This window comes from Anaerolinea thermolimosa, assembly GCF_001050195.2.
GTDB classification, from domain to species: domain Bacteria; phylum Chloroflexota; class Anaerolineae; order Anaerolineales; family Anaerolineaceae; genus Anaerolinea; species Anaerolinea thermolimosa.
On record NZ_DF967965.1, the window covers coordinates 2,945,035 to 2,970,729 of the forward strand.

The 25,695-nt window shown below is 58.5% G+C and carries 20 protein-coding genes; 18 read left to right on the top strand and 2 right to left on the bottom strand.

Annotated features, from left to right (window positions below; translation table 11 throughout):
- Positions 1 to 63: 63 nt before the first annotated feature.
- The 6 genes from ATHL_RS13235 to ATHL_RS13260 all read left to right on the top strand — a co-directional run bounded on the left by ATHL_RS13235 (position 64) and on the right by ATHL_RS13260 (position 7,061).
- On the top strand, positions 64 to 1,209 hold the full coding sequence (locus tag ATHL_RS13235) for an ROK family transcriptional regulator (protein WP_062194692.1): 1,146 nt from the start codon (positions 64 to 66) through the stop codon (positions 1,207 to 1,209).
- Positions 1,199 to 2,614: an ROK family protein gene (locus ATHL_RS13240; protein WP_174233928.1), complete on the top strand. Its 1,416-nt coding sequence runs from the start codon at positions 1,199 to 1,201 to the stop codon at positions 2,612 to 2,614. The genes ATHL_RS13235 and ATHL_RS13240 overlap by 11 nt, the downstream gene beginning before the upstream one ends.
- Positions 2,611 to 3,471, top strand: coding sequence for a PIG-L deacetylase family protein (locus tag ATHL_RS13245; RefSeq protein WP_062194695.1), 861 nt, complete (start codon positions 2,611 to 2,613; stop codon positions 3,469 to 3,471). The genes ATHL_RS13240 and ATHL_RS13245 overlap by 4 nt, the downstream gene beginning before the upstream one ends.
- A 95-nt stretch (positions 3,472 to 3,566) precedes the next feature.
- Positions 3,567 to 4,970 (top strand): ABC transporter substrate-binding protein, encoded by a 1,404-nt coding sequence (locus tag ATHL_RS13250; RefSeq protein ID WP_162787715.1) that lies wholly within the window; start codon positions 3,567 to 3,569, stop codon positions 4,968 to 4,970.
- A gap of 84 nt (positions 4,971 to 5,054) precedes the next feature.
- A complete protein-coding gene (locus ATHL_RS13255; RefSeq protein ID WP_162787716.1) occupies positions 5,055 to 6,209 on the top strand; it encodes a carbohydrate ABC transporter permease in 1,155 nt (384 codons plus the stop codon).
- A gap of 9 nt (positions 6,210 to 6,218) precedes the next feature.
- On the top strand, positions 6,219 to 7,061 hold the full coding sequence (locus ATHL_RS13260) for a carbohydrate ABC transporter permease (RefSeq protein ID WP_062194703.1): 843 nt from the start codon (positions 6,219 to 6,221) through the stop codon (positions 7,059 to 7,061).
- 13 nt (positions 7,062 to 7,074) lie between these two features.
- Here ATHL_RS13260 and ATHL_RS13265 read toward each other — a convergent pair whose 3' ends face one another.
- Both ATHL_RS13265 and dnaK read right to left on the bottom strand, forming a co-directional pair.
- Positions 7,075 to 9,150, bottom strand: coding sequence for an SH3 domain-containing protein (locus ATHL_RS13265; protein ID WP_062194705.1), 2,076 nt, complete (start codon positions 9,148 to 9,150; stop codon positions 7,075 to 7,077).
- A gap of 226 nt (positions 9,151 to 9,376) precedes the next feature.
- Entirely contained in the window at positions 9,377 to 11,257 is a 1,881-nt protein-coding gene (dnaK, locus tag ATHL_RS13270; RefSeq protein WP_062194806.1) for a molecular chaperone DnaK, read from the bottom strand.
- Positions 11,258 to 11,384: 127 nt separating this feature from the next.
- On the opposite strand from dnaK, the gene ATHL_RS13275 reads away from it, so the two are divergent.
- The 12 genes from ATHL_RS13275 to ATHL_RS13330 all read left to right on the top strand — a co-directional run bounded on the left by ATHL_RS13275 (position 11,385) and on the right by ATHL_RS13330 (position 25,694).
- The gene (locus tag ATHL_RS13275) at positions 11,385 to 11,939 is read left to right on the top strand and encodes an HD domain-containing protein (protein WP_062194708.1); all 555 of its coding nucleotides are present in this window, start codon (positions 11,385 to 11,387) and stop codon (positions 11,937 to 11,939) included.
- Between the two features lie 86 nt (positions 11,940 to 12,025).
- Positions 12,026 to 12,853 (top strand): ATP-dependent sacrificial sulfur transferase LarE, encoded by an 828-nt coding sequence (gene larE, locus ATHL_RS13280; RefSeq protein WP_062194710.1) that lies wholly within the window; start codon positions 12,026 to 12,028, stop codon positions 12,851 to 12,853.
- Positions 12,854 to 12,984: 131 nt separating this feature from the next.
- Positions 12,985 to 13,863 (top strand): bifunctional methylenetetrahydrofolate dehydrogenase/methenyltetrahydrofolate cyclohydrolase FolD, encoded by an 879-nt coding sequence (gene folD, locus ATHL_RS13285; RefSeq protein ID WP_062194713.1) that lies wholly within the window; start codon positions 12,985 to 12,987, stop codon positions 13,861 to 13,863.
- A 214-nt stretch (positions 13,864 to 14,077) separates the two neighbouring features.
- Entirely contained in the window at positions 14,078 to 15,475 is a 1,398-nt protein-coding gene (locus tag ATHL_RS13290) for an 8-oxoguanine deaminase (protein WP_062194716.1), read from the top strand.
- A gap of 33 nt (positions 15,476 to 15,508) precedes the next feature.
- A complete protein-coding gene (gene ade, locus ATHL_RS13295) occupies positions 15,509 to 17,293 on the top strand; it encodes an adenine deaminase (protein ID WP_062194720.1) in 1,785 nt (594 codons plus the stop codon).
- 13 nt (positions 17,294 to 17,306) lie between these two features.
- A complete protein-coding gene (locus ATHL_RS13300; protein ID WP_062194729.1) occupies positions 17,307 to 18,053 on the top strand; it encodes a GntR family transcriptional regulator in 747 nt (248 codons plus the stop codon).
- Positions 18,054 to 18,085: 32 nt separating this feature from the next.
- The gene (locus ATHL_RS13305) at positions 18,086 to 19,294 is read left to right on the top strand and encodes a YgeY family selenium metabolism-linked hydrolase (protein ID WP_062194731.1); all 1,209 of its coding nucleotides are present in this window, start codon (positions 18,086 to 18,088) and stop codon (positions 19,292 to 19,294) included.
- Positions 19,295 to 19,363: 69 nt separating this feature from the next.
- Positions 19,364 to 20,344: an ornithine carbamoyltransferase gene (locus ATHL_RS13310; RefSeq protein ID WP_062194734.1), complete on the top strand. Its 981-nt coding sequence runs from the start codon at positions 19,364 to 19,366 to the stop codon at positions 20,342 to 20,344.
- Positions 20,345 to 20,387: 43 nt separating this feature from the next.
- Positions 20,388 to 21,341: a carbamate kinase gene (gene arcC, locus ATHL_RS13315; RefSeq protein WP_062194737.1), complete on the top strand. Its 954-nt coding sequence runs from the start codon at positions 20,388 to 20,390 to the stop codon at positions 21,339 to 21,341.
- 316 nt (positions 21,342 to 21,657) lie between these two features.
- Positions 21,658 to 22,893, top strand: coding sequence for a BMP family ABC transporter substrate-binding protein (locus tag ATHL_RS13320; RefSeq protein ID WP_062194739.1), 1,236 nt, complete (start codon positions 21,658 to 21,660; stop codon positions 22,891 to 22,893).
- A 109-nt stretch (positions 22,894 to 23,002) separates the two neighbouring features.
- A complete protein-coding gene (locus ATHL_RS13325; protein ID WP_062194742.1) occupies positions 23,003 to 24,568 on the top strand; it encodes an ABC transporter ATP-binding protein in 1,566 nt (521 codons plus the stop codon).
- The gene (locus tag ATHL_RS13330) at positions 24,558 to 25,694 is read left to right on the top strand and encodes an ABC transporter permease (protein ID WP_062194745.1); all 1,137 of its coding nucleotides are present in this window, start codon (positions 24,558 to 24,560) and stop codon (positions 25,692 to 25,694) included. The genes ATHL_RS13325 and ATHL_RS13330 overlap by 11 nt, the downstream gene beginning before the upstream one ends.
- Position 25,695: the final 1 nt, after the last annotated feature.

The following is a 25,695-nucleotide window of genomic DNA, read 5'->3' on the forward strand; positions in this document are numbered from 1 at the left end:
ATGTCTCTATAATAACTTTGTAAGTTCAATAAACTTACAAACTCGACCCGTACCCACATCACCATGAAAAAAGCCACCCATCAACAAACCAAAGAACACAACCGCAACCTGGTCTTGAAGACCATCTTCGACCACGAGGCCATCAGCCGGGCCGAAATTGCCCGCCTCACCCAGCTTACACGCGCCACCGTTTCTGACCTGGTTAACGAACTCCTCATCGAAGGCCTGGTCGAAGAAGTGGGCCTGGGCTCTTCCATGGGTGGAAAATCGCCCATTCTGCTCAGCCTGCGCCCCGCTTCGCGCTATCTGATTGGTCTCAACCTGGCACAGGATAAATTCATCGGGGCCATCGTTAACCTGCGTGGCGAAATTAAAGAGACCATCGAATACCCCGTTCAGGGTGAAGATGGAGAGCAATCGCTGGAACTGGTGATTCGCCTTCTGGAAAACCTTCTCGCCACCCCCTGGAAGCCCGTGGTGGGCATTGGCGTGGGCACACCGGGGCTCATCAGCACCCGTGATGGAGTCATCCTGCAGGCCGTCAACCTCGCCTGGAAGAACCTTCCCCTCGCCCACTTGATCCGGGAACGTTTCTCACTGCCGGTGAGCGTCCTTAACGACAGCCAGGCTACCGCCATTGGCGAATTTGTCTACGGCGGGCATCTCTCGGAAGGGAACATGGTGGTGGTCAATGTCCGCCACGGGGTGGGCGCCGGTATTCTGATCAACGGACGGCTTTTTCAGGGCGATGGCAGTGGAGCCGGTGAAATTGGCCACGTGGTGGTAGAAGAAAATGGGCTTCTCTGCCGGTGTGGGAAACATGGCTGCCTTGAAACCCTCACCAGCACCAGCGCCGTCGTGCGCCAGGCCGGCCTGCCTGGCCTCGATCAGGTAGAAGCCGCCTTCCGCGCTGGAGACCCCCGCATCGGTAAAATCATTCAAGACGCGGGCACCCATCTTGGCTCAGCACTGGCCTATCTGGTAGGGATTCTTAACATTCACGAGATCGTCCTCACCGGAGAAATGACCCGCTTTGGTGAACCCTGGTTGAATGCCGTCCAACAGGCCATGCAACGTTCCGCGTTCCACCTCCTCGCCCGAAACACCCATCTCCGCATCGGCAGCCTGGATTACCAGGCGTGTATTCTGGGAGCCTCTTCCTTTATGCTCCTGGATGGTTACTCCCTCTTATTCCTGAATGAACGGTAGTGAGATGATTCCTTCCACCCTTCCCACCCCTGTCATACAGCCCCCTCTGGATGGCAACTTCCGTCCTGCGGCGCTGGCCTATCGTGCCTATCAAGATGCCGCCCGCACCTCAGGCACATCCCTGCAACTGGCGCTGGAAAGAGGCCAGGGTGAGGTCTCGCGCTTTGAAATGTTGATCTTCCCTGAAGGCCATCCGCGTGCCGCCGAGAATTACCCTCTGGTAGAACGCACCCTGAAATTCCTGCTCTGGCAGCGCGGCGCTCACACGGTGTGGATCAGCGGCAACGATGCGCTGGCCGCACAGCTGGCAAGAGAATACGGCCCCCGGGGCAGCCGCCGCTTCGACTGGGATTTTCTGGGCCGGCAGGTCTACGAACGCCCCTTCCGCATCCTTCCCTGCGCGCCTCAGGACCTTCCCCCATCCCGGGAATCGCCCCGCCACCTGGGCCGCCACCTGAAAGGTTGCCGTATTGGCTTTGACCTTGGGGCTTCAGATCGCAAGGTGAGCGCGGTGATCGACGGAACCCCCGTGTACAGCGAAGAGGTGATCTGGGAGCCGCGTAAACAGGCCGACCCGACCTACCATTACCGGGAAATTATGGCCGCCATTCAAAGCGCCGCCGCCCACCTGCCCCGGGTAGACGCTATCGGCGGCAGTGCCGCCGGGATTTACATCGAAAACCGCCCCATGGTGGCTTCTCTGTTTCGCAGTGTGCCTGAAGAACGCTTTGATGAGGTACACAACCTCTTTTTACGCATTCAGCAAGAGATGGGGGTGCCACTGGAGATTCTCAACGATGGCGATGTCACTGCGCTGGCCGGATCCATGGCCATCGGCGAAAACAGCGTACTGGGCATAGCCCTGGGTTCCAGCGAGGCGGCGGGCTATGTCAATCCCCAGGGGCTGATCACCGGCTGGTTGAACGAGCTGGCCTTTGCCCCTGTTGACTATGCTCCGCATGCGCCCATCGAAGAATGGTCGGGGGATCGTGGTTGCGGGGCTTCGTACCTCTCACAGCAATGTGTTTTCCGCCTGGCGCCTGCCGCGGGCGTTTCCATTCCTGAAGGTCTCCCCGACGCCGAAAAGCTGGCTCATGTTCAGAGTTTACTCGCCACGGGGCACGAAGGCGCGGTAAACATCTGGCGAAGTATGGGGGTGTACCTGGGATACGCCCTGGCCCATTATGCCCATTTCTACGAGATACGTCACGTGCTCATCCTGGGTCGGTGCACCTCGGGTGAAGGTGGGAACCTTCTCCTGGAAGGATGCAAACAGGTATGGGAAGCTGAATTTCCCGCTTTGCTTGAACGGGTCACCCTGCACCTGCCCGATGAAAAAATCCGCCGTGTGGGCCAATCGGTGGCCGCGGCAAGCCTTCCCGAAATCAGGAGTGAAGAATCATGAGACTGCATCAACCTTCCGCCGAAATATTCATTCCAGACGCCCTGCCCGTAGATGAGGCACTGGCACGTACCACCCATCTGTGTATTGCCGCCCACCAGGATGATGTGGAAATCATGGCCGCCGAACCCATTCTCACCTGTTTTCAAAGCAGGGATCAATGGTTTACTGCCGTAGTCGCCACCGATGGGCGCGGCTCTCCGCGGGATGGAATGTACCGGGATTACACCGATGAAGAAATGCGCCTGGTGCGCTTTAAAGAACAGCGCAAAGCCGCCGTGGTCGGGGAATACGCCGCACTGGTGATGCTCGATTACCCCAGCCGCCAGATCAAAGATGCCGCATTCCCCGGGCCTGTGGAAGACCTTACCCGTCTCATCCAGGCTGCCTCACCGCAGGTGGTTTACACTCATAACCTCGCCGATAAACACGATACCCACGTAGCTGTGGCCCTCCGCGTCATTGAAGCCTTGCGGCAACTTCCTGCTTCGCGCCGCCCTCAAAAAGTCCTCGGCTGCGAAGTGTGGCGCTCCCTCGACTGGTTGATCGACGCTGACAAAGTTCTGCTGGATGTCTCGGCCCACGAGAATTTACAACATGCCCTGCTGGGGGTCTTCGACTCACAGATTGCCGGAGGCAAGCGGTATGACCTGGCCACCATGGGGCGCCGCCGCGCCAATGCCACTTATTTCGAGTCGCACGGGGTGGATGTGACCAGCGGCCTTTCTTACGCCATGGATCTCACCCCTCTCCTGGAAGATTCAGAGATTTCGGCGGCCAAACTGGTACAGGAACATATCCGCCGTTTTGAAGAGGATGTGATGAACCGCCTGAAGCGATGTGGAACGTCCCTTCCATAAGAAAGGAGGTTGAGGAAGATTTTGCTTGTGGAGCATCGGTTGTGTTTGAACCCTTTTCTATTCTCTCTAATTTGAAAGTCCAAGGAGAAGAGACCATGAAAAAGCACGTTTTGTCTTTGCTCTCGATCGTCTTGCTGGTCAGCCTCTTGCTGACCGCCTGTGGCGCACCACAGGCAACCCCCACCGCAGCTCCACCGCAAGCCGAAGCCCCCACCGCCACCACTGCATCTCAGCCCGAAAAGCCCACCGAGGGCCAGCCCGCGCAGGGGGCAGCCCAGTCAGTCACGCTGAAAATCTACCTGCTCGACTACACCCCCGATACCATCGCCTGGCTCAAAAGCGAGATCAATCCCGCTTTTGAGGCCGCTCATCCGGGTGTCAAAGTCGAAATCACCGAGGGGAGCTGGTCTGGCTGGGACACCACCTTCAGCGGTTTCTTCGCCGCTGGCGCTGGCCCTGATATCATCAACCTCGGCTCTGAAATGAACACCCTCTATGGCGAAAGCCTCGCCGATATGGAGCCTTACCTCGGCGAAGCCGCCTGGCCAGAGATTAAAAACTTTGGGCCGGCGCTTGAAAATGCCAAATACCAGGGAAAGCTCCGTGGGTTGCCTATCTTCACCGCTCCGCGTTACGTTTTCTGCCGCACCGACCTGATGGAAGCCTCTGGCTGGACGACGGGCACCCCCAAGAACTTCGCCGAGTGGGTGGACTTCGCCAGGAAAGCCACCAAGATCGATCCTGCGACTAACTCCATCGTTCAGCAGGCACTCGTTCCGGTCGATGCCGCTTCCATGGCCGACTGGCAGTGGTGGTTACTCGTCTTCTACTCTCTGGGCGGTGAACTCTACAAGGCCGATGGCACGCCCAACTTCGACTCTCCAGAAGCCCTTGCCACCACCCGCTTCCTGCTCGATCTGCGGCGCGCCACTTATGGGCCTTACACCGATGCCGTCGGTTCGTTGCCCACCGGTCAGGGTTCGGTCATTGATGTCAACGATGAAACCGGTAAAGACAACGGCGCCGTCTGCCTGGCGCATTCCGGCTGGGCCGCCCCCGCCTTCAACCGCCCCATCTGGTCGAAGATCAGCATTGACCCCTTCTTTGGCGACCCGGACAATTTTCCCAAGAGCAAACCCGTCGTCCTGGCTTTTAACGACTGGCTGGCCGTTCCCGAATACAGCCCCAATAAAGAACTGGCTGCCGAGTGGCTGAAAATGGCCTTCACCAAAGAGGCCAACCACAAGTGGTGCGAAACCATGAACCTGATCCCCGCCCGCAATGACGCCCATTATGGCTTCGTCACCGATACCCCCCAGCTTAAGCGCGAAGCCGAACTCGCGGCGCAGTACGGGGTGGGCTTTGCCGGGATTCTCGAATCAGCCAAGCTCTCCACCATCATGCAGGATGCCCTGGGTAAGCTCATTACAGAGGAGCTGACTCCGGAAGAAGTGGTGGCCAAGATTCAGGAAGAATATTCGGCCGCTTTAGGGAAGTAACACCCTCCCATATTCACCCGGTTGGATGGAAAGGATTTTCCATCCAACCGGGCATTTTCTATCTTTCCGGGAGGTGAAACCCCCATGCCTCAGAACCCCTATCTGAATGTCTTATCAACTGCAGGACTCACCGTTCTGTTCATCATCAGTACCAGCTACGGGCTGGGCGCCCTGGCGAGAATCATCGCTCGCTGGCGGGGGGCCTCCCTCAAACGCCAGCAGGACACCTTTGCCGGTTACCTGTTCGCCGCGCCATGGATTACCGGGTTTTTAATTTTTGTTGTCGCCCCGCTGGCCTCATCCCTGTACTGGAGTTTCACCGACTTTCGCATCGCGGCAAACACCCCACCTCAGTGGGTAGGCCTCAATAACTACCTCCAGCTCATTCTCAAAGATACCAGCTTTCGATCCTCCATCGTCAACACCCTTTTTCTCACCGTCATCGGCCTCCCCCTTCAGATCGCCGCGGCCCTTTTCCTTGCTGTTCTGCTGAACCAGAAAGCCCGCGGAGAGCGCATCTTCCGCATGGCTTTTTACCTGCCTGTCATCCTCGGCTTCAATGCCGCCGTGCTACTCTGCTGGCGGTTAATGTTGAACACCGGCACCGGCATCATTAACCAAATCATCCGTGCTGTTACCCGGGCCGTCCCTCCGCTGGATATCCTCAATCGGGCTTTCATCTTTGTCCAGGAACTCATCAGCGCTTTTTTCCTCGGGGTGGGAAGTGGTAAGTACAACCTCTTTTACAGGATGCTGGAAGCGGGGTTCCCTCCGCCCAACCGTGTCCCGCTCTGGATTCAAAGCCCGCTGTGGACAAAAACCTCGGTCATTTTACTGATGATCTGGGGTTGCGGCACCATGATGATGATCTTCCTCGCCGGTCTGAACAACATTCCCAGAGAGCTCCACGAATCAGCCGAAGTCGATGGCGCCAACGGCTGGCAGCGTTTCTGGAAGATCACCTTCCCGTTGTTGAGCCCCTACCTCTTCTATAACCTCGTGGTGGGGATGATCAGCACCCTGCAAATATTTGAATCCATCTACGTGCTCTACCGCGATAACCAGCCTCTGGTACCCTCCGCCATCTCCATGGTCTATTACCTGTGGCAGGTCAGTTTCCGCCATTTTGAAATCGGCCTCGGGTCGGCCATATCCTGGCTCATCCTGGTACTGATCCTCATCGTCACGCTGATTCAATTCAACCTGCAGAATCGCTGGGTTACCTACGAGCTGTATTAGTGAGGTCACATGCGAACCTGGTCTCGTCTTTTCGGTCGCTCTTTTCTTTACCTGATGCTGGTCGGGATGACCGTGCTCATGAGCTTCCCGCTTTTATGGATGCTCTCTTCCTCCCTGAAGACGCTGGAAGAGACCAACGCGCCCGGCATCATCTGGGTGCCTGCACACCCCACCATGGCCGCCTATGCAGACCTCTTCCAGAACCTTAACTTCATCCGCTCTTATTTCAACACTGTTTTTTACACCGCTCTGGCCTTAACCGGTACCCTGGCTTCGCTGGCTTTTGTAGCCTACGCCTTCAGCCGGATCAACTGGCCGGGGAGAAACCTGGTCTTCCTGTTGATGCTCTCCACGATGATGATCCCCCCGCAGGCGCTCATCGTTCCCCAGTACGTCTTCTTCCATCGGCTCGGCTGGATTGGCACCTTCAATCCACTTATCATCCCCGGGTTCTTCGCCGGTGGAGCGGCCATGGTGTTCCTCCTCCGCCAGTCAATGGCTCAAATTCCCAAAGAGTTAGATGAGGCCGCCTTTGTAGATGGGGCAAGCCACCTGCAAATCTGGTGGCAGGTGGTCATGCCGCTCATGAAAACTCCCCTGGCTACCGTGGCCACCTTCCTCTTTGTGGGTTTCTGGAATAACCTCCTTACCCCTCTCATGTACCTCCAGACGGTTGATCTTTACACCCTGCCAGTTTACGTTTCTACGCTCTACAACATAAACCTCACCGTGCAGCCCTGGCCCACCATCATGGCCGCCGCCGTACTGACCACAGTTCCCCTGATGGTCATTTTCCTGTTCACTCAGCAATACATTCTGGAAAGTGTGGCTGTGACAGGGCTGAAAGGTTAACTCCCCGGGGTTTTTAAAGAGGGGCAGAGCTGAGGAACCATGCTGCAGCCCAGCCGCGGGTGCCATCCGGGGCTTCGCCATACACCCACTGACCCGGTTGCCCGGCCTTAAGGCGGGCGGCGGCAGGGTCTGCTTCGACTACTTTGAACGGCTGAGCGCGGAACACCCCTCCCACCCGCGGGGATTGCAGGCTGGCCTGAGCTCGCAGGTTTAAATCGACAGTGGCAAAGAGCATTAAACCTTCCCCGGGTTGGGGTGGAACCGCAGGCCTGGTTGTTTGCACCAGCCACGCCGCCACATACCCGCTGAACCCCTGCGCCGAACGCACATTGACCCACTCACCAGCCTGACCAATCTTCCGCCGGGCAGTCTCGGCCTCTTCCAGCACCTCCAGTGCATCTCCAGAGGTAAGGACTGTCAGCACATTGGCATCCAGGGCTGGGCGCGCACGCAGGTTGACCGCCCCCGAAGGGTAAACCACCAGCCCGCTGGCCGGCAGCCATTGTCCCGTGCGATGCACCAGCCAGGCCGCCACCCAGCCGCGCAGGCCATTCTCCGTCTGCACCGGCAACCACTCGGCGGGCTTCCCCACCCTGGCAAGCATCAAAACCGATTCTCCCAGGACGCCAAGCGGGTCCGTGGGGCCCAGGGTGGCCAGCACCTCAAAACTCTGAGAAGGGCCCGCGCGCAGATTCACGCTGCTGACCGGGTAGACTACCAGGTCGCCGGGCGGAAGGGACTGGTCGACGTTCTGCACATATCGGGCTGCCACAAAACCAGCCTTACCGCTGGCGGTTTGCACCGCCAGCCACGCCCCCTCCCGCCCGATTTTCCCGCGCACTTCAGGGGCCTCTCCCAGGGTCATCAGCCGTTCACCTGCCGGTAACAGGGCGCGAATCTCTGCTCCCGTGCCAGCAGCAGCTCTCAGGTTGAGCTCCACGGTGGTAAAAACGCTCACACCCGAAGGCGGGGGCAGGTTCTCCAGCGGTTCCACAGGCGGGCTGTCCTGAAGATAGGGCCACGGGTCAACAATCCCGGCAGGGTAACCGGGAGTCTGCTGACCTTCTATTTTGAGGGTTAAATGCAGGTGCGAGCCAAACGAGTTTCCTGTATTATCCGCCAGGCCAATCCGCTCACCCGCCACCACCGTCTGATCGGCTCGCACGAACACCTCAGAAAGGTGAGCATAAATGGTGTGAAACACTACCCCCTGTGCCTCGTGACGGATGCGCACCTGCAGACCGTATGGATGACCCTCAGGATGGCTGGCCTGAGTGACTACCCCACCCGCCGCCGCGTACACGTTGGCGCCACTGAGGGCAAACAGGTCCAGCCCTTCGTGCCCTGCCAGACCAAAGGGACGGTAGCTTTCGGGGTTCTCACCAAAAAACTGGTTCACCCGGTGGCTGTCTACCGGCCAGCGCAGGCTTATGGCCAGGCCGCCGAGCATCGGCCCCGCCCGGCGGGTCAGAACAGGCTGAGGGGGTTGATGATACTCCATCACCAGGAACCCGCGCAGAACCGTCACCCCATCGCCCTGCCGCAGGGTCATCCCCTGAGGCAGGCGCCCCACATTTATCTCAGCTGGCATGTCAGGCCGGGTCGGATCGTACACACGCAACCGGGTAGTATGGGTTTCGCGGTCACTTTCATACCCGCTGGCAACGACAAACCGGTTGCCCTCCACCAAGATCAACGCCAGCACAGTGGGGCGCCCTGCCGCCAGCCTGCGGCGTAATTTTGGCAACTCACGGCGAGATACCCCCTGGTAGAGCTCCCTGTCATCAGCTAATCCCCCGGCCATCAAACGCAACGCAGTCGCAGGCGGAAGCGCCTCCAACTGACGGCTGGCAAAGTACGTCAACGCCGCCTCATCGGGAACGTCAGCACCTGCAGAGGGAACCGCCAGGCCCTGAAAACGATCCAGCGCGGCGTAACACATCCCCAGGCTCAGGTCAGGGGCCAGCTGGTCGAGGTTAAGCTCACCGCCACCCGGAAGGGGATAGCCCACCCCCAGGTGAACCCCATCTGGCGGGGTAAAACGAAACCCATGCTCGATCTCATCAAAAGCTGTCTGTGGAAAAGCCATGTTTCGATCTCTCTAAAAAGGAATCTCGCCAGGCTTCATTATAAGCTATAATCGATCTATTTTATAAATAAATCGCAGAAGATCCGCAGCCTGCTCAAAGCGCCTCAACTGAGAAAATGCCCCTTCACAGGGGGCAATAGAAGGTGGTCTGGGAGACAACCTCTTAAACTAAAAAAGTGGGCTGTCCATCTCTTTATTGGACAGCCCACGCATCGGTCAGTCAGACTCAGGCCTCGCGGAATTGACCCTCGACCACTTCACCTTCGCCACTCCCGTCGGCACCGCCAGAGTAGCCGGTGTGCTCCTCAGCGGTGGTCTGCGCCGCGGGAATTTGCGAGGCCGCCTGGATGAGCGCCTGGGTGCGAGTGCGGATGACCTGAATATCATCCCCGTTCATCACACTGCGCAGGTCGTTAATCTTGCCTTCCAGCTCGCCGCGCAGGGTTCCGGGCACCTTCTCACCCGCTTCTTTGAGCGCTTTTTCCACCTGATAGATGGCGTTATCGGCCTGGTTGCGCACCTCGATCAGTTCCTTGCGGCGCCGGTCGGCCTCTTCATGTTTCTTGGCCTCTTCTACCATGCGCTCCACATCGGCCTTGCTCAGGTTGGTTGAAGCGGTGATGGTCACCCGCTGTTCTTTACCGGTGGCCTTGTCTCGCGCTGAAACATTGAGGATGCCGTTCGCATCGATATCGAAGGTAACTTCGATCTGCGGTATACCGCGCGGCGCTGGCGGGATACCGTCCAGGCGGAAGCGCCCGAGGCTGATGTTATCCGCCGCCATGGTGCGCTCGCCCTGCAGGACGTGGATATCTACGGCCGTCTGGTTGTCCTCGGCGGTCGAGAAGATCTCACTCTTGCGGATCGGGATGGTGCTGTTGCGCGGGATCAGAACCGTCATCACACCACCCAGTGTCTCCACACCCAGCGAGAGCGGAGTCACGTCCAGCAGCAGAACGTCTTTCACTTCACCGCCCAGCACACCCGCCTGGATCGCCGCACCGACCGCCACCACCTCGTCCGGGTTGACGCTCTTGTTCGGCTCTTTTCCTGTGCGCTGGCGGATGAACTCCTGCACCATCGGCATCCGGGTCGAACCGCCTACCAGCACCACCTCGTCAATGTCTCTGGCATCCAGTTTCGCATCTCGCAGAGCCGCCTCAAGGGGCGCGCGCATCCGCTCGACCAGGTCTTGCGTCATCTGCTCAAAGCGGGCGCGGGTCAGGCGTAATTGCAGGTGCTTCGGGCCATTGGCGTCAGCCGTGATGTAAGGCAGGTTGATCTCCGTTTCCATCATGGTAGAAAGCTCGATCTTCGCCTTCTCGGCGGCCTCGCGCAACCGTTGCAAAGCCTGACGGTCTTCGCGCAGGTCAATGCCGGTCTCCTTCTTGAACTCGTCGGCCGCCCAGTTGACAATGCGCTGATCCCAGTCATCGCCGCCCAGGTGGGTGTCACCGTTGGTGGCACGTACCTCAACCACGTTGTCGCCCACTTCAAGAACGCTCACATCGAACGTACCCCCGCCCAGGTCAAAGACGAGGATCTTTTCATTCTTTTTCTTGTCCAGGCCGTAAGCCAGGGCCGCAGCCGTCGGCTCGTTGATGATGCGCAACACTTCCAGACCGGCGATCTTCCCGGCGTCTTTGGTTGCCTGGCGCTGGCTGTCACTGAAGTACGCCGGTACGGTGATCACCGCCTGTTTCACGGGTTCTCCCAGGTAGGCCTCAGCATCTGCTTTGAGCTTGGCCAGGATCATCGCAGAAATTTCCTGCGGGGTATATTCCCGTCCTGTCTGCGGGATTCTAACCCGTGCATCGCCGGCCGGACCTTCTACCACCTCATACGACACCATCTTGCGCTCGGTCTCCACTTCACTAAATCGCCGGCCCATGAAGCGCTTAATCGAATATACTGTATTCTGCGGGTTGATCACCGCCTGGCGTTTGGCCGGTTGCCCTACCAGGCGTTCCCCGGTTTTGGTAAAAGCCACGACCGACGGGCAGAGGCGCGAACCCTCCGCTGTGGTGATGACCACCGGCTCGCCGCCTTCCATGACGGCCACCACGCTGTTGGTCGTCCCTAAATCAATGCCAATAATCTTTCCCATAGTTTTATCACTCCTTGTTCGAGTAGGATCTTTCACTTCGTATCGCATGTAAGCATACCTGCCGAACACAAGAATTTTATTAACATAACGTTGGATGAATATAAAATCTTCCCGGAACGAGGGTACCATGTTATCTGATGAAGCCAGTTCATTTTCCATTGTCATCCAGGCTCTCTCTTACGCCGCCGAGAAGCATCGCCACCAGCGCCGAAAAGGGAGTGACCACGCCCCCTACATCAACCATCTGATTGATGTACTCGACCTGCTCTGGCGCGTGGGCGGTGAACGCGACCCTGCCGTGCTTGCGGCCGGGGTACTTCACGACGTGGTTGAAGACACCGGCACCCCGCCAGCCGAAATCGAAGCCCGCTTCGGCAAGCGCATCCGCGATCTGGTCATGGAAGTAACCGACGATAAAACCCTGCCCCAGGCCGAACGGAAACGCCTTCAGGAAACCCACGCCCCCATGCTCTCCAGAGATGCCCGGGTGATTAAACTGGCCGATAAAATCAGCAACGTACGTGACCTGCACCGCTACCCGCCCGAAGGCTGGCCGCTGGAACGCCGTAACGAATATGAGGCCTGGGCCAAACGGGTGGTGGATGCCCTGCGCGGAGCCAACCCTGCCCTTGAAGCTGAATTTGACCGCGTCCTCGAACAGGGGCATCCATCCGGGGAATGAACCCTTCCTCATTCAGCATATCGGATATAATATGAGTAATAGCATCTATATTGATAGATTTTTTCTACATTCACCTGAAGGGTTCTATGCCTCACGAAAAACTACAACGTCTCCACACTTTACTCCAGGGAATGGGCAGTGTGATCGTCGCCTTTTCTGGCGGGGTCGACAGCACCCTGGTGGCCAAAGTGGCTTATGATGCCCTGGGGGATCGGGCGGTAGCCGTCACGGCGGTATCGGCCAGCCTGGCCGAAAGCGAACGCACCGAGACCATCGAACTGGCGCACTGGATTGGCATTCGCCACGTGCTGGTAGAAAGCCACGAGATTGAAGACGAACGCTACCGCAGCAACACCCCGTTACGGTGCTACTGGTGCAAGCACGAACTGGCCGCCATTCTCACTGCCTACGCCCGTACCCACGGCTACGCCCACATCCTCGATGGGAGCAACCTGGATGATACCCGGGATGTTCGCCCCGGCCGCAAAGCCATGAAGGAAGCCCATTTTCGCTCCCCGCTGATCGAGGCCGGCCTGACCAAGGCCGATGTGCGTGAGGTTTCTCGCCTGCTGGGCCTGCCCAACTGGGATAAACCCGCCATGGCCTGCCTGGCTTCGCGCATTCCCTATGGCACACAGGTCAATCGCGAAAACCTGCGCCAGGTAGAACTGGCCGAGGCCTTCCTGCGTAATCTGGGGGCACGTCAGGTGCGCGTGCGCCATCACGGGAGCCTGGCACGGATTGAGGTTGACCCCGAGGAAATACCCCTGATCCTGAGCCACCGCCTGACCATTTCCGACCATCTCCGGGAGATCGGCTTCACCCATACCGCTCTCGACCTTGCCGGATATCGCCAGGGCAGCCTCAACCAGGCCCTCACTGTGATTCCCTCACCTGCAGAAGCCGCAGCCTGAGCTTCCAGCTCAACGGCTGGCAGGTACCCAAAAATTCCCTGGTACCTGCCAGCTTTTTACCCTCAAAAAGCGGTCGGGAGTATAATTTTTGGGAGCATTCCCTGCTGTATTCTTGATGAAAGGATTCTCCCATGCCTGCAAATATCCTGGATGGTGCCGCTACCGCCGAGAAAATCCGCAATCAGGTTGCTGAAGAAGTTGCCCGACGCGTTGCTGAGGGCAAACCCGCTCCAGGGCTGGCCACCGTTTTGGTAGGAGACAACCCCGCCTCTCAGGTATACGTGCGTTCGAAACACCGGGCCTGCCAGCAGGTGGGTATTCAATCGTTCGCCTACGAGCTCCCTGAAACAGCCTCTCAAAAAGAAGTGGAAGACCTGGTGCGTTCGCTGAACGCCGACCCGCGCGTGCATGGCATTCTGGTGCAGCTCCCCTTGCCTTCCGGCCTGGATGAAGAGCGAGTGCTGGGGGCAATCAGCATTGAAAAAGATGTGGATGGCTTTCATCCGGTGAACATCGGTCGTCTGGCACAAAAAGGGCGGGAGCCCCTTTTCGTACCATGCACTCCCGCCGGGTGTATGGTTCTCCTGCAATCTGTCTTACCCGATCTCAATGGCGTGAATGCAGTGGTGCTGGGGCGTTCAAATATCGTGGGTATGCCGGTTGCCCTGTTACTGGTGCGCGCCAATGCCACGGTGACCATCTGCCACTCGCGAACCCGCAACCTGCCAGAAGTCTGCCGCAACGCCGATGTCCTTGTAGCCGCCGTTGGAAAGCCCGAAATGGTACGCGGTGACTGGGTTAAACCGGGCGCAGTGGTAATCGATGTGGGCATCAACCGCATTGAAGACCCCACCCGCCCCCGCGGGTACCGCCTGGTAGGCGATGTGGCCTTCGACGAAGTCAGCCAGGTGGCCGGGTGGATCACCCCCGTCCCCGGCGGGGTCGGCCCGATGACCATCGCCATGCTGCTCCAGAACACCCTGCGCGCGGCGCGGTTAGCGCGTGGGTGACGAACGTCTCTGGCAAAGATTCAAGAATCATAAGGAGTGCCGCCATTCTGCGGCACTCCCTGTTTATGTTCGCTTGACCGCTCCGGTTTCGGAAAAGGGGAGAAGGCCATCGGATAACCGTTGAGGGAACCGTCTTTGTCTGACAATTGACATTTCTGCCAAACCCCGGTAAACTGAAGATAGAATCGTCTGAGGTCAGACAAATTTCCATATTATGACAACCCTTCTGGTTAAAAACGCTTCCTTGCTTGTCACCATGGACGATCAACGGCGCGAAATCGTCGATGGTGGCTTCTTTGCGCGAAACGGCATCCTTGAACAGGTTGGCCCCACCCATCAACTACCGCCCACTGCCGATCACGTCCTCGATCTCAGTGGGTGCATTGTTTTTCCGGGATTGATCAACACCCACCACCACTTTTATCAGACCCTCACGCGTGCTGTACCTGCCGCTCAGGATGCCAATCTCTTCAACTGGCTGAAAACCCTCTACCCCATCTGGGCGCGCCTCACCCCGGAAGATATCTTCATCTCCACACAAACCGCGCTGGCCGAGCTGGCCCTCTCGGGTTGCACAACCGCATCCGATCATCTCTATCTTTTCCCCAATGGCTGCCGCCTGGATGATGAAATTGCCGCCGCCCGCGAGGTTGGTCTGCGCCTGCATGCCTCGCGCGGCTCGATGAGCCTGGGAGAGAGCCAGGGAGGGCTCCCTCCCGACCGTGTGGTAGACCGTGAAGAGCACATTCTGGCCGATTCACAGCGCCTCATCGAGCAATATCACGATCCCAACCCCGGCTCGATGCTGCAAATCGTCCTGGCGCCATGCTCACCCTTCAGCGTGAGCGGTGAGCTGATGCGCCAGAGCGCCGCACTTGCCCGGGCATACGGCGTGCACCTGCACACCCACCTGGCTGAGACACAGGACGAGGAGGTGTTCTGCGAGGAACACTTTGGCCTGCGGCCGGTGGCCTACATGGAATCGCTCGGCTGGATGGGAAGGGATGTCTGGTTTGCCCATGCCGTTTACGCCAGCCCCGCCGAAGTGCAAAAATTCGCCCTTACGGGTTGCGGCGTGGCGCATTGCCCCACCTCCAATATGCGCCTGGCATCCGGCATTGCGCCGGTCACAGCCTACCTGAAAGCCGGGGTGCATGTGGGCCTGGGGGTGGATGGCTCGGCTTCCAATGACGGCTCACATATGCTGGCCGAAGCCCGTCAGGCCATGCTTCTCCAGCGCCTGGCCGCCAGCCTGAGCGGAGCTTCGCTTTCAGCCACCGATGCCCCGCCTCTGCTCACTGCCCGTCAGGCGCTCGAACTGGCCACCCGCGGGGGTGCCGCCGTACTTGGCCGCCCCGACCTGGGTTCTTTGCAGGCAGGGAAATGCGCCGATTTCGCCGCCATCCGTCTGGAGCGGCTGGCCTATGCCGGTGGCCTTCACGACCCCGTGGCCGCCCTCGTCTTCTGCGCCCCCCAGCAGGTCGATTACCTGGCCGTGGGTGGACGGTTGATCGTAGCAGATGCTCAACTCCTCACCGTTGATGTTCCCCGTCTCATCGAACGCCACAACGCCGCCGCCCGCCGCCTCGTCTCTCCAGAGCAGGCGGGTTGAATGTGAATCCTCGCCACCCTTCAGAAAGGTTACATGCACCCCTTTTACCTGTCTGACACCCGCGAACTTGTTGACTGTGCCATGGGGCGCACCCCGGCTGATCTGGTCATCCGTAACGGGCGCTGGGTATGCGTTCAATCGGGCGAAATCATCCCCCGCAGTGAGGTTGCCATCAAATCGGGCCGCATCGCCGCGGTTGGCGAGGACGTAAGCCAGACCCTTGGCCCGCAGACCCGCATTCTGGACGCCGCAGGGCGCTACCTCGTCCCTGGCCTGCTCGACGCACACATGCATGTTGAATCGGGCATGTTGACGGTGGCCGAATTTGCCCGTGCCGTGATCCCTCATGGCACAACCGGCATGTTCATCGATCCGCATGAGATCGCCAATGTGCTCGGGCTGCGCGGGGTACGCCTGATGGCAGAAGAGGCCGCTCTCCAGCCCATTCACATTTTCGTCCAGGCGCCATCCTGTGTGCCTTCTGCTCCCGGCCTGGAAACGAACGGCGCTCACCTTGGCCCGGAAGAGATCGAAGAAATGCTTTCCTGGCCGGGTGTAATCGGTCTGGGAGAAATGATGAATTACCCCGGCGTCATCGCCGGTGACGAACAGGTGCACGCCAAGCTGGAAGCCACCCGCCGTGCCCGCAAAGTGATCGGCGGGCATTACCCCTCCCCCGACCTGGGTGTCCCGTTTGCCGGTTACGTGGCCGGAGGTGCCATGGACGACCACGAGGGCACCCGGTTGGAGGATGCCATCGCCCGCGTCCGCCTGGGGATGCGCGCTATGCTGCGTTTCGGATCGGCCTGGCAGGATGTGGCTGAACAGGTGCGAGCCATCACCGAGCAAAAGCTCGATCCGCGCAACTTTATCCTCTGCACCGATGACTCGCACTCAGCCACACTGATCGGAGAAGGCCACATCGACCGTGCCGTGCGTCATGCCATCGCTCAGGGAGTCTCCCCCATCACCGCCATTCAAATGGCCACCCTGAACACCGCAGAACACTTTGGCCTCAGCCGGGAAATTGGCCAGATCGCCCCCGGGCGCTTCGCTGACATTCTCATCGTTCCCGATCTGGCCGCCTTTTTCCCTGAAGTGGTCATCGCTCGCGGGCAAATTGTCGCCGAATACGGCCGTCTGCTGGTCGAAACGCCTGCTCTGCCCTATCCTGAATGGTCTCTGCACACGGTGCAGTTACCTCGCCCCCTCTCCGCGGCAGACTTTCGCCTGCCGGCAAGCAGTGGACGGCACACCGCCCATGTCATCGGGATCATCGAAAATCAGGCCCCAACCCGCCATCTGAAAATGATCGTGCACAGCAAAGGCGGCGAGGTTCAAACCGACCTGAACCGCGACCTGGCGAAAGTTGCGCTTGTCGAACGCCACCGCCCATCGGGCAACATCCAGGTGGGGCTGGTACATGGCTTTGGCTTTACCGAGCCCTGCGGCATTGCCTCCACCGTGGCCCACGATAGCCACCAGATGATCGTCATTGGGAGTGACGAAAGCGACATGGCACAGGCCGCCAACCGCCTGGTGCAAACGGGCGGCGGGCAGGTAGTTGTGCGGCGGGGCGAGATCATCGGCGAAGTCAACCTGCCAATTGCCGGGCTGATCTCCAACGAACCGGCCGAGCTGGTGGCCCGCAAGGCAGAGACCGTGCTGCATGGGTTTCGCGCCTGCGGTTGCCGGCTCAATAACCCCAATATGCAAATGAGCCTGCTTGCTCTGGTGGTCATTCCAGAACTACGAATTTCTGATCAGGGGCTGGTGGACGTACAGCGTTTCCAGCCTATCCGTGTCCTCGATCCTTAAGCAAGAGAATGCCATGAATCAACCGCTCCCATCCCTCTCACCCTACCAACGCCTGCAGGTACAGCTTGCCGAGTTGATCGCCGCAACTCCGCCCGGTGAACGCCTGCCTGCCGAACCCGAACTGGCGCGGCAAATGGGCGTCTCGCGCGCCACCCTGCGCGAAGCCATGCGCTCTTTCGAGGGCCAGGGACTGATTCGCCGTCGTCAGGGGAAGGGCACATTCGTTGCCAGACGCACTCCCATCATCGAAAGCGGTCTGGAAGTGCTGGAAAGCATCGAAAGCCTGGCCGGGCGTATCGGCCTGCCGGTGGCTATGGGCGACCTGCACATCGAACTCATCCAGGCCGATGCCATACAGGCCAGTGTTCTGGGCATTGTGCAGGGCACCCCGCTCGTGCGGGTCAGCCGGGTCATCCTGGCTGAGGGCCGCCCCGTGGCTTACCTGGTAGACACCCTCCCCGAAGATGTGCTCACCCCGCAAGACCTGCGTCACGGCTTCACCGGTTCAGTCCTCGATCTCCTCCTCAAGCGCGGCTCGCCCCGCCTCGATCACTCCATCGCCGAGGTTCAGGCGGTGGCCGCCTCCAGCGAAATTGCCCGCTCGCTCGAAATCCAGCGCGGTGACCCACTCCTCCAGTTTACGGCCTGCCTCTACACCTTCGACGGCCGCCCTATCGATTATTCGCTGAGTTACTTCCTGCCCGGTTATTTCCGGTTCCAGATCGTACGCCGGGTGGGTAGAGAAATGGAAAGCCGCTAAACCATACTTTTCTTAACCATTAATGGAGCGCTATGATTCAACCAGAGGTTATTGCAACAATTCAATCGAAAGTTGCCGCTTCGCAGGGGGCTATCATCCAGTTTCTGCGCGAAATCTGTGCCATCCCCAGCACCAACGCGCAAATCGGGCCGGTGGGCGAACGCATCGCCGCCGAAATGCGCGCCCTCGGCTTCGATGAGGTGCGTTTTGATCCCATGGGCAACATCCTCGGGCGTATTGGCCACGGAAAACGGGTGCTCGTGTACGACTCGCACATCGATACCGTTGGCGAAGGCGACCCCGCCGCGTGGGGACACGATCCTTTCGAGGGAAAGCTGGAAAATGGCCGCCTTATCGCTCGCGGCTCGGTGGATGAAAAAGGGAGCACTCCCGGCATGGTCTATGGTCTGGCCATTGCGCGTGACCTCGGCCTCCTGGAAGGGTGGACGGTGTACTACTTCGGCAACATGGAAGAGTGGTGCGATGGCCTTGCCCCCAACATCTTCGTCGAGGTAGACCCCCGTGTGCGCCCCGATGCCGTGGTCATCGGGGAACCCACCAGTCTGAACATCTATCGCGGGCACAAGGGGCGCATCGAGTTAAAAATCACCGCCCACGGTGTGAGCGCCCATGCCGCCAGCAATCACCTCGGCGACAACGCCATCTACAAACTTCTGCCAGTCATTGCCGCCATTCGCGACCTGGAACCCCGGCTGGGTGATCATCCTTTCCTTGGCCACGGCAAAATCACAGTAACCGATATGCACGTGAAAACTGCCAGCATCAACGCCGTGCCCGACCAGGCCACCATCTTCGTTGACCGTCGGCTGACCTTCGGTGAAACCAAAGAACAGGCGGTTGAACAAATCCGTGCGCTCATTCCACCCGAGTCGCGGTCATCCATCACTGTGGAAGAACTTTTCTATGACGAGCCCTCTTACACCGGCTTCGTCTTTCCGGTGGATAAATATTTCCCGGCCTGGGCGCTGGAAGAAGACCATCCCCTGGTGCAGGCCGGGTTGAAGGCCCGCCGGTTGATCGGCCTGCCCGACGCCCCAACCGGCAAGTGGGATTTTTCTACCAATGGAATCTACTGGGCCGGAAAGGCCGGCATTCCATGCATCGGGTTTGGCCCCGGCGATGAATTGCTGGCCCACACCACCGGTGAATGGATCGCTCTGGATGAGGTGGTTAAAGCGACGGAATTCTACGCCCTGTTTCCGGCACTGCTCGGCGACTGATGCGCCTGGCGGTCGGAACAACCTGGCCCGGGATAACAAAAACATTTTCTGCCATGGAGGAACCCTTTTATGCAAACCAATCTACGCGGACGTGACTTTATCGGTGACCTGGACTTCAGCAAAGAAGAGGTGGAAACCGTGCTGGATGTCGCCTGGGACCTCAAGCGCAAACGCGCCCTGGGTGAGCCACACCCCTACCTGCGTGACAAAACCCTTGCCATGCTTTTCTTTTTTACCAGCACCCGCACCCGCGGTTCCTTTGAAGCCGGTATGGCACAACTGGGTGGGCATGCCGCCTTCATTGACTCAGACACCACACAGATCGCTCACGGCGATACTGCTAAAGAAATCGGCGAGATCTTTGGCCGCTATTTCGACGGCATTGCCATCCGTCAGTGCGACTGGCAATTCGGAAATCGCTACATCAATGAAGTGGCGCGTCACTCACGTGTGCCCGTGCTGAACATGCAGTGCGACGTCTACCATCCTTTCCAGTGCCTGGCTGACCTGATGACCATCATGGAAAAGAAAGGGCGCGATCTGCGCCGCAAGAAGGTGGTGGTTTCATGGGCCTACGCGGCTTCGTACAGCAAACCGATTTCAGTGCCACAGTCGCTTATCCTGCAACTCACCCGCTTCGGCTGCGACGTGGTGCTGGCACACCCCCCTGAGTTCAAGCTCATGCCTGAGATCATGGACATGGCTCAAGAAAACGCCCGTAAGTATCACACCGGCTTCGAAGTCGTCCACGATATGGACGAGGCCTTCCGTGATGCAGATGTGGTTTACCCCAAATCGTGGGGGCCGCTGGTGACCACCACCGGAAAAGAAGAAGGCAAAGCCCTTATCGAAAAATACCGCGACTGGATCACCGACCAGCGTCGCATGAATCTGACCAGGGAAGATTCGATTTACATGCATTGCCTGCCCGCCGACCGCAATCTGGAAGTTACCGATGAGGTGATCGACGGCCCGCACTCGGTGGTCTATGATGAAGCCGAAAACCGCCTCCACGTTCAAAAAGCCGTCATGGCACTGACCATGAGCTGAACCAGGCCACCGTGCGCCTGCCTTTTCGCAACCAGGAGAAAACATGCCCGGAAAAAAAACTGCGGTCATCGCTATTGGTGGCAACTCGCTGATTCGAGATCGTGACCACCAGAGAATCGAAGACCAGTACGAAGTGGCCAAAGAAACCACCTACTACATCGCCGACATGATCGAAGCCGGATGGAATGTGGCCATCGGTCACGGGAATGGCCCCCAGGTGGGGTTTATCTTGCGCCAGTCCGAGGTGGCGGCCAGGGTCGAAAACCTGCCCGAAACCCCGCTCGATGTATGCGGCGCTGAAAGTCAGGGGCTTATCGGATACCTGCTTCAGCAAAATCTGCAGAACGAACTGTTCCGCCGGAAAATCCAGCAAAATGTCGCCACGGTGATCACCCAGGTGCTGGTGGATATTAACGACCCGGCCTTTAAAAATCCATCGAAACCGATCGGCGGATTTATGACCGAAGAAGAAGCTCGACGCAGAGCCGCCCAGCTGGGCTGGACAGTGGTCGAGGATGCCGGTCGCGGGTGGCGGCGTGTGGTGGCATCTCCCTTCCCCAAAGAAGTGGTTGAGCTGGATACGATTAAGGCCCTCATCAACGCCGGGGTAATCGTCATTACCGTAGGTGGCGGGGGTATTCCTGTGTACGATAAGGGCAATGGAGATTACGTTGGGGCGCCAGCAGTCATCGATAAGGATTTCGCTTCCAGCCTCCTCGCGCAGGAGATCAACGCCGATCTGTTTATCATCTCTACCGCTGTCGAGAAGGTCGCTCTCAACTTCGGAAAACCCGATCAACAATGGATTGACCGCATGACCGTGGCTCAGGCCAAAGCCTACATGGCCGAAGGTCACTTTGCCAGAGGCTCCATGCTGCCGAAGATTCAGGCCATCCTGAATTATCTGGAACACGGAGGGAAACAGGCCTTCATCACCAACCCCGAAAATATCGGGCGTGCACTGAAGGGCGAAACGGGCACCTGGATCGTGCCCTGACGAAGCCAGTGAACTTAACGGTGAAAAGGGGTTGCCTCCATATCCAGGCAACCCCCAGTTTGGGTTAAAAGAGTACCCGATTGGACGCTTCTCCCGCCTGAAATCGTTGTAAAATTAGGGAAAGCAGTCGCCAAATACAAGCAACACAGCAACCATTCCCGGGCGACATTTTCAATTTCTTGGAGCAAAAGATCTTTATCGCGGCGGCTGACACCCGCCCGAACGAAGGAGGTGAATTCCCCAAACGTTCCCCTTTCATCTTTTCCCTTTTCCAGACATCGATTCAGCACAAACACAATTCAGGAGGAGAACAGTTATGAACAGATCGGTTTGGACACGCAGTCTGGCTCTGGTCGTGATTGCGGCCTTTGTACTCGCCGCTTGCGCAACCCCGGCTGCCACCCAGCAACCCAAGGAAACCCCCACCCCCGAACAGGTGGGCGGGTTCCAGATTCCAGAAGCACAGGCTGGAAAATTCAACGTAGCCATGGTGTTGATTGGCCCTCATGACGATGGCGGGTGGTCTCAGGCCCATTACGAAGGGCTTGAATACATCCAGAAGAACGTTCCCAATGTTCATACAGCGTATATTGAGAACGTGCCAGAAGGCGCTGACTCAGAGCAAGTCTTCCGGGCACTTTCGCGGAAGGGGTTCAATTTGATCTTCGGTACTTCCTTTGGCTTCATGGACGCCATGGAGACCGTTGCTAATGAATTCCCGGATATTGTCTATATCCATATTTCAGGGTACAAATCGAACGAAAAGAACTTTGGCAACCTCTTCGGCGGCATGGAAACCATGAAGTACCTGGCAGGGATGCTGGCCGGTGCACGCGCCAAGATGGACGGCAATACCAAGCTGGGCTACATGGCCACCTTCCCCATCCCCGAAGAACTGCGCCTGGGCAACGCCATTGCCCTCGGCATGCGCAAAACCTGCCCCGAATGCACCATGGACGTGCGCTGGATCAACACCTGGCACGACCCGGTGAAAGAAAAGGAAGCCGCCGCCTCCCTGTTTGATGCCGGGGCTCAGGTCGTCTTCACCGGCGCCGATACCCCCGCTGTGGCCGACGTAGCCACCGAAAAGGGAAAATGGGGGGTGACGTATGACTGGGTTGGCTCGTGCAAAGCTGAACGCTGCCTCACCGCTCCATACTGGAACTGGGGCCCGGTCTATGCCAAGATTACCCAGGGCGTAATCGACAAAACCTACAAGCCCGGCTGGGATTATTTTGATGCCGATTCCGGTGGCCTGGGACTGTATGGCTTCATGGAAGGCCAAACCCCCACCAAGGGCGTCTCCGAATTACCCCCCGAGGTGGTTAACGAAGTTAAAGATCTGGTCGCCAAAGCACTCAAAGGCGAATTCAACCGCTTTAGTGTCTTCACCGGCCCGATCAAAGACAACACCGGAAAAGAAATTGTCCCTGCGGGAGCTCACCTTGAGCAAATTGACCTCGATCAGTTCCCTGAGATGGGATCTGGCTGCAAATATTGCATGAAGTGGTGGGCTGAAGGCATTACCGCCGAACTACCCCAGACCCAATAAAAGCGACCCTGTCTCCGGTTCGTGCGCCCTTTGGTGGGCGCACGAACCACTGCTTTTTCTTTTTAATCCGGTATTCCGACATTCATTTTACAAGAGGAAACTCAACCGCATGGCTCAACCCGATGCCACTCACCCGCCGGAGAACGTCGTTCAGATGCGGAAAATTGTCAAGCGTTTCCCCGGCGTTCTGGCCAACGATCATGTGGATTTCGAGCTGCGCAGGGGAGAAATCCACGCTTTGCTGGGCGAAAACGGCGCCGGCAAAAGCACCCTGATGAATATTCTCGCCGGCCTCTACCGACCGGACTCGGGAAGCATTCTGGTCGAAGGGCGCCCGGTGAACTTTGCCACCCCGCGCGACGCTATCCGCGCCGGGATCGGCATGATTCACCAGCATTTCATGCTGGTGCCTTCTCAGACCGTCACTGAGAATATCCTCCTCGGTCTGGAGGAACCTCGCTTCCGACTGCAGCTGGCGCGCTATGATCAACGGGTGGCCGAACTGGGAGAGCGCTTTGGAATGAAGGTCGACCCCCGGGCCCGCGTCTGGCAGCTTTCGGTTGGAGAACAGCAGCGGGTTGAAATCCTCAAAATGCTTTACCGTGGGGCAGAAATCCTGATCATGGATGAGCCCACAGCCGTCCTTGCTCCCACCGAAGTGGAGGAGTTGTTCTCCATTTTGCGCGCCATGACTCGCGAAGGGAAATCCATCATTTTCATCAGCCACAAACTGCACGAAGTCATGGCGATCTCAGACCGCATCACCGTACTGCGTCGCGGCAGGGTCACCGCCAGCAATCTCAACACGCACGAAGTGACCCGGGCAGAGCTGGCTCGCCTGATGGTGGGGCGCGAGGTCATTTTCAGCCTTGATAAAAAACCCGTCACCCCGGGTGAGGTTGTCCTTAAGGTTGAAGACCTCTGGGCCGAAAATGATAAAGGGCTGCCCGCCCTGCGCGGCGTAAACCTCACTGTGCGCCAGGGAGAAATTGTGGGGCTGGCCGGGGTCGCTGGCAATGGCCAGCGCGAGCTGGCCGAGGTCATTACCGGGCTGCGCAAAGCCACCCGCGGGCGGGTGTTCGTCTCCGGAGAAGATATTACCAACCGCCCCGTCCGCCAGGGCATTCGCCGGGGAGTTTCCCATATTCCCGAAGACCGCACCCACGTGGGCAGCGCCCCCAACCTGAGTGTGACTGATAACGTGATCATGAAAAATTACAACCAGCCACCCATCAGCCGGGGCTGGATTCTCAACGCCGTGGCCGCCAATGGGTACGCCGAGCGCCTGAAGAAGGAATATGATATTATCGTGCCCACCCTTCAGACCCCCGTACGCATGCTCTCTGGCGGCAATTTACAGCGCGTCATCCTGGCCCGTGAGATCTCCAGCCAGCCCACTCTCATGATTGCCATGCAACCCACCCGCGGCCTGGATGTAGGCGCTATCGAAGGAGTACACCGGTTGTTGCTGGCTCAACGCGAGAACGGGGCGGCCATTCTTCTCATCTCAGAAGAACTGGAAGAGTTGATCGACCTCAGCGACCGGGTGGTAGTGATCTACGAAGGAAAGATTATGGGTGAGGTAAGCGATGGAAACGTGGAGGAAATCGGTATGATGATGACTGGAATACCACAGGACGCCATTCGCGCCGGGGAGGCAGACCATGACCGATAATCTTCCCGCCCGGCGCAACCTCCTCAGCCGGATTCCCTTTCAGGTGATTCTGGAACCACGGCTGGAGGAGCCCCCCCGCTGGTATCCCTGGTTCATCACCATTCTGGCAGTTGTCATCGCCCTGTTGATCGGTGCGGTCATTCTTGCCCTGGCCGGGGGCAACCCTTGGGCCACCTATGCCCACATTGGACGCGCCGCTTTCGGCAACCTGGGCGTCCTCTCCGATACCATGGTCAAAGCCATTCCGTTAATGATCGTCGGGCTGGCCTGTTCGCTGGCCTTCCGCATGCGCATCTGGAACATCGGCGCCGAGGGACAATTCTTCATGGGGGCTTTCGGAGCCAGCGCCGTAGTTCTCACCCCCATGCTCCCGGCAGATGCGCCCTCCTGGCTTTTTATTCCCTGCATGCTGATCGCCGGAATGCTCTGTGGCGCTATCTGGGGCTTCATCCCGGGTTTCCTCAAGGCAAAGTTCAACGTCAATGAGATTATTTCCACCCTGATGATGAACTATATTGCCATCTCCTGGAATAACTACTGGATTTTCGCCGTATGGACGGAAGGGGGGTTTCAGATGTCGCGCGTCTTCCCGCGCAATGCATGGCTCCCTCGTCTCACCGATTTTGCCGCAGAAGTTCCGCTCTTTCGCGGTCTCACCACCCATTTTGGCCTTGTTCTGGCACTGGTTGCCGCGGTGATCGTCTGGTTGATCCTGTATCGCAGCCAGTGGGGGTATGAAATCCGTCTGGTTGGCGACAACCCCCGCGCGGCCCATTACGCAGGGATTTCCATCGGGCGCAACATTGTATATGTGATGATGCTCTCCGGGGCCCTGGCTGGCATGGCAGGCATGTCCGAGATTTCGGGGGTGGTGCACCGCCTGCAGGGTGCCATCTCCCCCGGATATGGCTTTACTGGCATCATCGTGGCCTGGCTGGCCAAACTCAACCCTCTGGCGGTGATCCCGGTATCCATCCTGTTCGGGGCGCTGATTCTGGCCGGGCGCGAGATCCAGCCTTCGGGAATTCCCAAAATGATGAACGGCATCATCCTGGTTTGCCTCATCGCCAGCGACTTCCTGTTGCGCTACCGCATTTCCATCACCCGCCGCATGGAGGAGGAGTAAA

Bases quoted from the DNA above. Each gene is read 5' to 3' on its own strand.
- ATHL_RS13235 (WP_062194692.1), top strand. From the start codon at position 64: ATGAAAAAAGCCACCCATCAACAAACCAAAGAACACAACCGCAACCTG.
- ATHL_RS13240 (WP_174233928.1), top strand. From the start codon at position 1,199: ATGAACGGTAGTGAGATGATTCCTTCCACCCTTCCCACCCCTGTCATA.
- ATHL_RS13245 (WP_062194695.1), top strand. From the start codon at position 2,611: ATGAGACTGCATCAACCTTCCGCCGAAATATTCATTCCAGACGCCCTG.
- ATHL_RS13250 (WP_162787715.1), top strand. From the start codon at position 3,567: ATGAAAAAGCACGTTTTGTCTTTGCTCTCGATCGTCTTGCTGGTCAGC.
- ATHL_RS13255 (WP_162787716.1), top strand. From the start codon at position 5,055: ATGCCTCAGAACCCCTATCTGAATGTCTTATCAACTGCAGGACTCACC.
- ATHL_RS13260 (WP_062194703.1), top strand. From the start codon at position 6,219: ATGCGAACCTGGTCTCGTCTTTTCGGTCGCTCTTTTCTTTACCTGATG.
- ATHL_RS13265 (WP_062194705.1), bottom strand. From the start codon at position 9,150: ATGGCTTTTCCACAGACAGCTTTTGATGAGATCGAGCATGGGTTTCGT.
- dnaK (WP_062194806.1), bottom strand. From the start codon at position 11,257: ATGGGAAAGATTATTGGCATTGATTTAGGGACGACCAACAGCGTGGTG.
- ATHL_RS13275 (WP_062194708.1), top strand. From the start codon at position 11,385: ATGTTATCTGATGAAGCCAGTTCATTTTCCATTGTCATCCAGGCTCTC.
- larE (WP_062194710.1), top strand. From the start codon at position 12,026: ATGCCTCACGAAAAACTACAACGTCTCCACACTTTACTCCAGGGAATG.
- folD (WP_062194713.1), top strand. From the start codon at position 12,985: ATGCCTGCAAATATCCTGGATGGTGCCGCTACCGCCGAGAAAATCCGC.
- ATHL_RS13290 (WP_062194716.1), top strand. From the start codon at position 14,078: ATGACAACCCTTCTGGTTAAAAACGCTTCCTTGCTTGTCACCATGGAC.
- ade (WP_062194720.1), top strand. From the start codon at position 15,509: ATGCACCCCTTTTACCTGTCTGACACCCGCGAACTTGTTGACTGTGCC.
- ATHL_RS13300 (WP_062194729.1), top strand. From the start codon at position 17,307: ATGAATCAACCGCTCCCATCCCTCTCACCCTACCAACGCCTGCAGGTA.
- ATHL_RS13305 (WP_062194731.1), top strand. From the start codon at position 18,086: ATGATTCAACCAGAGGTTATTGCAACAATTCAATCGAAAGTTGCCGCT.
- ATHL_RS13310 (WP_062194734.1), top strand. From the start codon at position 19,364: ATGCAAACCAATCTACGCGGACGTGACTTTATCGGTGACCTGGACTTC.
- arcC (WP_062194737.1), top strand. From the start codon at position 20,388: ATGCCCGGAAAAAAAACTGCGGTCATCGCTATTGGTGGCAACTCGCTG.
- ATHL_RS13320 (WP_062194739.1), top strand. From the start codon at position 21,658: ATGAACAGATCGGTTTGGACACGCAGTCTGGCTCTGGTCGTGATTGCG.
- ATHL_RS13325 (WP_062194742.1), top strand. From the start codon at position 23,003: ATGGCTCAACCCGATGCCACTCACCCGCCGGAGAACGTCGTTCAGATG.
- ATHL_RS13330 (WP_062194745.1), top strand. From the start codon at position 24,558: ATGACCGATAATCTTCCCGCCCGGCGCAACCTCCTCAGCCGGATTCCC.